At 58.1% G+C, this 7,241-nt stretch carries 6 protein-coding genes; 1 reads left to right on the forward strand and 5 read right to left on the reverse strand.

The features are described 5' to 3' along the window. Positions 1-89: 89 nt before the first annotated feature. The 4 genes from VFN25_RS06105 to VFN25_RS06120 form a co-directional block, all read right to left on the reverse strand. A complete protein-coding gene (locus VFN25_RS06105) occupies positions 90-815 on the reverse strand; it encodes a DUF4159 domain-containing protein (protein WP_325139884.1) in 726 nt (241 codons plus the stop codon). A 107-nt stretch (positions 816-922) separates the two neighbouring features. Beyond that, positions 923-2,257 carry a TldD/PmbA family protein gene (locus VFN25_RS06110; RefSeq protein WP_325139886.1) on the reverse strand — a complete coding sequence of 445 codons (1,335 nt, stop codon included), beginning with the start codon at positions 2,255-2,257 and terminating at the stop codon, positions 923-925. Between the two features lie 17 nt (positions 2,258-2,274). Next, positions 2,275-3,909, reverse strand: a complete 1,635-nt coding sequence (locus VFN25_RS06115) for a TldD/PmbA family protein (RefSeq protein ID WP_325139888.1) — start codon at positions 3,907-3,909, stop codon at positions 2,275-2,277. Between the two features lie 144 nt (positions 3,910-4,053). Beyond that, on the reverse strand, positions 4,054-5,688 hold the full coding sequence (locus VFN25_RS06120) for a TldD/PmbA family protein (protein ID WP_325139890.1): 1,635 nt from the start codon (positions 5,686-5,688) through the stop codon (positions 4,054-4,056). 296 nt (positions 5,689-5,984) lie between these two features. Between VFN25_RS06120 and VFN25_RS06125 the strand changes: the two genes are divergently transcribed. Beyond that, on the forward strand, positions 5,985-6,851 hold the full coding sequence (locus VFN25_RS06125; protein ID WP_325139893.1) for an alpha/beta hydrolase: 867 nt from the start codon (positions 5,985-5,987) through the stop codon (positions 6,849-6,851). A gap of 7 nt (positions 6,852-6,858) precedes the next feature. Here VFN25_RS06125 and VFN25_RS06130 read toward each other — a convergent pair. Further along, on the reverse strand, positions 6,859-7,241 hold a 383-nt coding region (locus tag VFN25_RS06130), incomplete at its 5' end, for a protein adenylyltransferase SelO family protein (protein WP_325139894.1).

Genomic DNA, 7,241 nt, shown 5'->3' on the forward strand with positions numbered 1-7,241 from the left:
CCTTCAGGGGCGATGCTTCTATGATCTTCACAGCAAGAGCATCGCCCCTGAAGGGAGCTCCCACGGAGGTAATGCGATTGCATGCATTGCTAATTCGTCATCGCGTAAACCGCGATATTGACCGCGAACTTTGTATTGTCCTCGGCCAGAAAGCGTTTGTTGCGCCAATCGTAGTCCCACTCGCAGCCGTAATCCTTGTTGCTGTAAAGCACGCCGAGACGACCGTTGATCTCGATGCCCTTGAGATATTCGTGAACCAGATCATCACCCCAGCCGTTCAATTCGAAACCTGTGGCAGGGGGACCGTCGAAGCGAAAGAAGCTCGAATACAAGGGGTGCGTATTCGGCAACTTGCGCAAGGCATCGCGTCCGAAAATCGTCGCCATCTCGCTTTCAAAGGATTTCGCAAAGAGTCCGTCGATATCGTGATTGCAGTCATCAACGAAAACGAACCCGCCATTTCTCACATATTTCTCGAAGTTGCGCCGCTCGTCAGGATTGAACTCAACCAGTTTGTGTCCGGCCAGATAGCAAAACGGAGCCGCGAGCATGCGCGGATCGGCCAGCGCCAGAATATGCTCCCGGGTATCGACGTGCAGCGTCGTGTACTGGATCAAGGCATCGATCAGGTTCGACGGCATGCGCTCATCAACATCCCAGTCACCCGACTCGTACATGAGCCGGGTGAACCAGAAGTCGTAAGAATCGGGAGTTGAGAGTGGGGAGTTGGGAGTGGGAGTAGCACCACGCGCCTGCACGAAGGGTGCAAGCGCGAGGCCACCAGCCACAAGACGAAGGAATTCGGCGCGAGTCATGCGAAAGTCATCAGCAAGGTTCGTAAAGTGGGTTCCGGAAGCGCGGCGATCTGCAAGCTACAGGAAGCCGCTTTTCCTACTCCCCACTTCCCACTCCCGACTCCCCGCTACACAGCATCCGACAGCGAAGTAAACGTGAAGTCACGAATCTTCAGCGGCGGAATCATCATCACGAACGGCGACTCATCATCACCGACGCGAACCGGCTTGCCGATCTCCTCGATGTTGTTGAGCATGATGATCGGCGATTCATTGAAACGGAAATTCTTGATCGGGTACTTGATCTCGCCGTTCTCGATATAAAAGGTGCCGTCACGAGTCAGTCCGGTCAGCAATACGGTCTGTGGATCGACCATGCGGATGTACCAGGTGCGCGTGACCAGAATGCCCTTCTTGGTCGACTTGACCAGATCCATCGTCGACTTGTCGCCACCGACCATGATCAGGTTGCCAGGCTGACCTTTCGCCTGCTTGTCCTTGAGCTTGGCCCAGTAGCGCGAGTACTGCATGTAATCGACCTTGCCCTTGGTGATGATCGGCGTGCGCTCACGCGGCAGACCTTCATCGTCCCAGGGCAGCACGCCGGCAACCGGATCAGCCGGATCGGCATAGATGGTCACGCGCTCGTCATAGAGTTTCTCGCCAACCTTGTTGCCACCGCCCTTCTTCGACAGAAAGCTGCGGCCTTCATCGGCACGCCGCGCATCGAAGCCGAACATCATGAACGAGATCAGGCCTGCACTCGCGGCCGGCTCCATGATCACCGTGTATTTGCCCGGCTCAAGTGCCTTGGCATCCTTCGATGCGGTGGCTTTCTGCACGGCAATCTTGATTTCGTCCTTGGCATTGAATTGCCCGACATCGGCCAGGTTGCGCGCAACCCAGCCCGAGCCGGTACCGTCTTCGGTGCGTACGGTGCAGGTGAAATCGAGATTGGTACTGGTCTGGTAGGCAAAGTTGCCGTTGCTGTTGGCCATCGCCGAGAAGCGCGCACTGTCGGCGAGGAAGCCGGCAGCGATACAGTCGGCGGCCTTGCTCGGACCAATCGAATCGGCGGCGACACCGGCACGGTATTCCGGCGTAATCGCCGCCGTGCTGTCAAACCAGGTTTTCGATTCACCATATTTCTGCTTGCCAATCGCCGGCACGAACTCTGGATTCTCCGGCGCGAGCTTGGCCAGTTCTTCGGCACGACGCACGACCTTTTCAAGCGACTTGTCATCGAACTCGTTGATCGTGGCCGTTCCAACGCGCTTGCCAAATGCCACCTGCACGCCAAGTTCTGCGTCACTGACGATACCGCTGGTCGAAACCGCATTCAGAGCGTAGCGGATATTGCCGTCGATCGAACCACTCAATGTCGCCGTACACTCATCCGCCTTGGACAATTTGATGACCTTGTCGAGGATGGCCTTGGCGTCTTTTTCGGAATAAATACTCATCGATAAATCTCCTGCTCTCAACCGAGGCTACGTGCGGTGTTGATGACATTGATGCCGTTGAACCGGGTCGTGCTCGAACCATGCGAGACCGCCGATGACTGTCCGGGCTGACCCTTGCCGTCGAAGAATGACCCGTTCAAGCGATAGTCACTCTTGTCGCAAACCGCGACGCAGGCATTCCAGAATTCCGGCGTGCGGATCTGATAGGCGACATCCTCGATCATGCCGGTGATCTTGCCGTTCTTGATCTCGTAGAAAAGCTGGCCACCGAACTGCGCGTTGTAGCGCTGTTGATCAATCGAGAACGAGCCATCGCCAATGATGTAGATGCCGTTTTCGACATCCTTGACCATATCGGCTGGCGAAAGCTTTTCTTCGCCCGGCTCAAGCGAAACGTTGGCCATGCGCTGGAACTGCACGCTCGACCAGGAATCGGCATAGCAGCAGCCCTGTGAATGATCGAGGCCGAGGATGTGGGCCTGATCGCGGATGGCCTGGTAATTGACCAGGATGCCGTCCTTGATCAGATCCCAGCGTTGCGCCTTGACGCCTTCATCGTCGTAGGCAACCTTGCCGAGCGAGTGCGGCTGGGTCTTGTCGGCAAACAGGGTCACCTTGTCACTACCCCACTGGAATTTTCCGGACTTCCACTTGTCGAGCGTGGCAAAGCTCGTACCGGCATAGTTGGCCTCGTAGCCAAGCACACGATCGAGCTCGGTCGGATGGCCAACGGATTCGTGAATGGTCAGCCACAGATGGCTGGGGTCAAGAACGAGATCGTACTTGCCGGGCTTGACCGACGGCGCCTTGAGTTTTTCCTGCGCCTGTTTCGCCGCCGCAACAGCATCCTCGAGCATGTCGTAGGAATTGCCATATCCGACATTGCCGCCGGGCAAGTCGAATTTGTCTTCTTTCTTGCCATCCAGATACTCGTAGCCCATGCCCGCAGGCATCGACAAGCCATCACGGCTGCGAAACTTGCCGGTGGCCTTGTCGATGGCCGACACCGTCATCGGTGCCCAAATGCGGTGAATGTCCTGATCGATGTAGGAGCCATCGGTCGAGGCGAAATACTTCTGCTCATTGACCTGGAACAGCATCGAGTTGACGAAGTTGGCACCGGCCTTCATGGCCGCCGCGTTGACTCCGAGCAGCAGCTCGACCTTGTCCTTGATCGGAACTTCCATTGCATTCTTGACGATGGGTGTGGCCCAGGAGACTTCGCCTACGCCCTTGACCGGAGCGAGTTGCACCGGCTCAGTGGTCAGCTTCGAGTTGGCCTTGGCGATCTGTACCGCCTGACGTGCAGCCTTGGCCACCGAATCCGCACTCAGGTCACTCGATGCGGCAAAGCCCCAGGTGCCGTTGGCGATAACACGAATGCCAACACCGGTCGATTCCGTGTTGACGACGTTCTGCACCTTGTCTTCACGGGTAATCACGAACTGGCGCAGATAGCGGCCAATGCGTACATCGCAATAGCTGGCACCATCAGCCTTGGCCGCGGTCATCGCGGTATCGGCCAATTGCTTCTTCAAGCCGACATCGAGTTTGCCAACCAGTTCGTCGGCCGCTATGGCGCGGCCGTAGATCGGCAACATCAGCGCGCCGAGGCCGATACCGGTGGCCTTGATGAAATCACGTCTTTGCATGGTGTCCTCCGCCTCAGAATGATTTTTCCCCGGCCGATATCGGCCGGAAAACTGTTGCTTGCGCACCGGTGATCACCGGGCAAAACGCAATACTGGTCGAGAATGGCCTGCCTCGGACTTCCCGTCATGTGGCTTATGGCATGGTCAACCGAGGCTTCGCGCCGTGTTGATCACGTTGATTCCATCAAAACGGGCTGTACTGGTGCCATGTGAAACCGCAGACACCTGCCCCGGCTGGCCCTTGCCGTCAAAGAAGGTGCCGCCGATTCGATAATCGTTCTTGTCGCAAATCGCCGTGCAAGCATTCCAGAATTCCGGCGTACGGATCTGGTAGGCGACATCCTCGATCATGCCGGTGATCCTGCCTTTCTTGATCTCGTAGAACAGCTGGCCACCGAATTGCGCGTTGTAGCGTTGCTGATCAATCGAGTACGAGCCGCGCCCGATGATATAGATGCCGTCGTCGACATCCTTGACCATGTCCGCCGGCGACAGCGTCTGCTTTCCCGGCTCCAGCGAGACATTGGCCATGCGCTGAAACTGCACGCTCGACCACGAGTCGGCGTAGCAGCAGCCCTGGGAATGATCGAGACCCAGAATATGGGCCTGATCGCGGATGACCTGGTAGTTGACCAGAATGCCATCCTTGATCAGATCCCAGCGCTGCGCCTTGACGCCCTCATCGTCATAGCCGACCGCACCGAGCGAGTGTTTCTGGGTCCGGTCGGCAACGATGGTGACCTTGTCGCTGCCGTAGTGGAAGTCCTTTGATTTCCATTTGTCGAGCGTGGCGAAACTGGTTCCGGCGTAGTTGGCCTCGTAGCCGAGCACACGATCCAGTTCGAGCGGATGACCGACCGTTTCGTGGATCGTCAGCAGCAAGTGGCTGGGATCAAGAACAAGGTCGTACTTGCCAGGTTTGACCGACGGCGCCTTGAGCTTCTCCCTGGCCTGCTTCGCCGCAGCGACGGCGTCTTCGAGCATGTCGTAGGAATTGATGTAGCCGGTCACCCCGCCGGGCAACGCGATCTTGTCCTGCTTGCGCCCATCCAGATATTCGTAACCCATGCCCATCGGCGCGCCGAGGCCATCGCGACGACGGAACTTGCCGCTGGCCTTGTCGACGGCGGTTACCTGGATTGGCGCCCAGATGCGGTGAATGTCTTGATCGATATACGAGCCATCGGTCGAGGCGAAATATTTCTGCTCATTGATCTGGAACAGGGTCGAGTTGACGAAGCTCGCCCCCGCCGCCATCGCGGCGGCGTTGACTTCGAGCAGGCGATCAAGCTTTTCCTTGATCGGCACTTCCATCGCGTTCCTGACAATCGGCGTGGCCCAGGAAACTTCGCCGACACCCTTGACCGGGGCCAGTTGCACCGGCTCGGCCGTCAGCTTCGAATTGGCCTTGGCGATTTGCACGGCCTGGCGTGCCGCTTTCGCGACACCTTCGGCGCTCAAATCGCTGGTTGCGGCAAATCCCCAGGTGCCGTTGGCGATCGCACGAATGCCGACGCCGGTTGATTCGGTGTTGACGACATTCTCGACCCTGTCTTCCCGGGTAATCAGGAACTGGCGCAGGTAGCGGCCAATCCGCACATCACAATAACTTGCCCCATCGGCACGCGCCGCGGTCATCGCCGTATCCGCCAAGCTTTTCTTCAGGGCGACATCGATTCGCGCAACCAGTTCTTCGGCGGCGATGGCACGGCCAAAGGCTGGCGTCAGCAACATGCCGAGGCCAATGCCTGAAACCCTTAGAAAATCACGTCTTTCCATCTTCTTCTCCGCAGCGGGGTCGACCGTCGGGACAACAAACGATTGTTGATCAACCCCGATCCTGACTGATTTGGGCACCGCCGTCATGTGATGATCGGCATGGTCGATTCAACGCCATCGGTCTCCACGATGAATCCGGACCGGCGCCGTCGCCGTATATTCAGTCGCGATCCGTCAATGTTCGGGTCTTCCAATCCTCTTTCCGACCCAAGATCCTGCATGAATGGCAACAATCCAGACAGTGATCGACAGGCAACTTCAAAAGCCTGCCCACACATCAACGCCCGGAACTGCAAATGACTGCCGCAAAGCGCCCTGGCCCGATCGCCACCCTGCTGGCCTGTTCGACCGCCCTGCTAATCAGTGGCTGTCAGACGGTCGCCTTCAGCGTGCTCAATACCGGGCATGGCGAATTGCCCGCTGCGGAAACAGTGACGTTTGACCAGAAGCTCGATCTCAAGCTCGATGTCCATCGGCCCAAGCCGGAATCGAAGAAGCCGCCAATCGCGGTGTTTTTCTACGGCGGCAGTTGGCGCAGCGGCAATCGGGGTGAATACGCCTTCGTCGGCGAGGCGCTGGCAGCGAAGGGAATCCTTGCCGTGATACCTGACTACCGGGTCTTTCCGCAGGGTCGCTTTCCCGATTTCGAATACGACGCCGCGCATGCCGTGCGCTGGGTGTTCGATCACGCCGCCGAACTCGGTGGAGATCCGCAGCGGATTTTCCTGGTCGGCCATTCCGCCGGCGCACACATTGCCGCCCTGCTGGGCACGGACAAGCGCTATCTGGAAAGCGTCAACCTCGCACCAGCGGACCTCGCCGGCGTTGTCGGCATCGCCGGGCCTTATGACTTCCTGCCGCTGACCGACCCGGATCTGGTCGAGGTGTTTGGCGAGGAGCAGGACTGGCCGACCTCGCAACCGGTCAATTTTGTCGACGGCGACGAACCGCCGTTTCTGCTCATCCACGGGCTGGGCGACAGAATCGTGTGGCCACGGAACAGTCGTTCACTGCAATCGAAACTGCAGGAGGTCGATGTTCCGGTCGAATTGATCAGCTATCCGGGCGTTGGACATTTCCGCATCGCTGCGGCAATTCGCTTCCATAGCCTCGCACCGACGCTCGAGGATACGGCCAGCTACATCCTCAAGAGCAATCGCTGAGCGGATCTCAGGAACTGCAAGACAGCATGGAACATCCGGCCTTGTTGCGCGCCCAGTCCGGACGACGTCCGGCAAAGCGTTCATTGCCGGGCTGATCGTCATACGGCTTGCGCATGACATCGAGCAAGGCATGGATTTCCGATTCGTCACCCTCGTTGGCCTTGTCGATGGCCTGTTGCGCCAGCCAGTTTCTCAACACGAATCGCGGATTCACTGCGCGCATCCGTTCGCGGCGCTGATCGAATGACTGCGGATCGCTTTCGATCCGCGTGGCGTAGCGATCAAGCCATTCCTGCAATCGCGAATCTGTCTGCTGCCGTTTTGCTTCATCGTAGAACGCCTCGACGAACAACTCCGTTGCGGGCCTCGTAGCGCCGAGATCCGACAGCA

Origin of the sequence: Dokdonella sp., assembly GCF_035703485.1 — a bacterium.
GTDB lineage: Bacteria > Pseudomonadota > Gammaproteobacteria > Xanthomonadales > Rhodanobacteraceae > Dokdonella.

Bases quoted from the DNA above. Each gene is read 5' to 3' on its own strand.
- VFN25_RS06105 (WP_325139884.1), bottom strand. From the start codon at position 815: ATGACTCGCGCCGAATTCCTTCGTCTTGTGGCTGGTGGCCTCGCGCTT.
- VFN25_RS06110 (WP_325139886.1), bottom strand. From the start codon at position 2,257: ATGAGTATTTATTCCGAAAAAGACGCCAAGGCCATCCTCGACAAGGTC.
- VFN25_RS06115 (WP_325139888.1), bottom strand. From the start codon at position 3,909: ATGCAAAGACGTGATTTCATCAAGGCCACCGGTATCGGCCTCGGCGCG.
- VFN25_RS06120 (WP_325139890.1), bottom strand. From the start codon at position 5,688: ATGGAAAGACGTGATTTTCTAAGGGTTTCAGGCATTGGCCTCGGCATG.
- VFN25_RS06125 (WP_325139893.1), top strand. From the start codon at position 5,985: ATGACTGCCGCAAAGCGCCCTGGCCCGATCGCCACCCTGCTGGCCTGT.